Origin of the sequence: Serratia sp. 506_PEND (assembly GCF_001076875.1) — a bacterium.
GTDB classification, from domain to species: domain Bacteria; phylum Pseudomonadota; class Gammaproteobacteria; order Enterobacterales; family Enterobacteriaceae; genus Serratia; species Serratia marcescens.
Genome location: NZ_JVEL01000173.1, coordinates 1 through 201, shown reverse-complemented (window position 1 = coordinate 201; position 201 = coordinate 1). Strand labels below are relative to the sequence as shown.

Below are 201 nucleotides of genomic sequence, written 5' to 3'. Positions count from 1 at the left end.
CCGCGTCTTCTTCATCCGGCAGCCATTTTAACGGTAGCGGTTTACTGTATATGATTTTCCACCGGTCTTTCAGTTTTTCCATCACCTGTTTCTTAAGGTGATTCACAGGGGGAGTGGAAATGTAAATGTTGTCAAAGAAGGCGATGAGAATATGTATTCTCTCCTGGTGACTTGCCGGAGATAAACTCAGATTTATTCGCT

General features: G+C 43.3%; 1 pseudogene. It reads right to left on the bottom strand.

The annotated features are described in order from the left end of the window. A pseudogene (locus ADK28_RS32680) lies at positions 1-201 on the bottom strand (hypothetical protein); the annotation flags it as partial.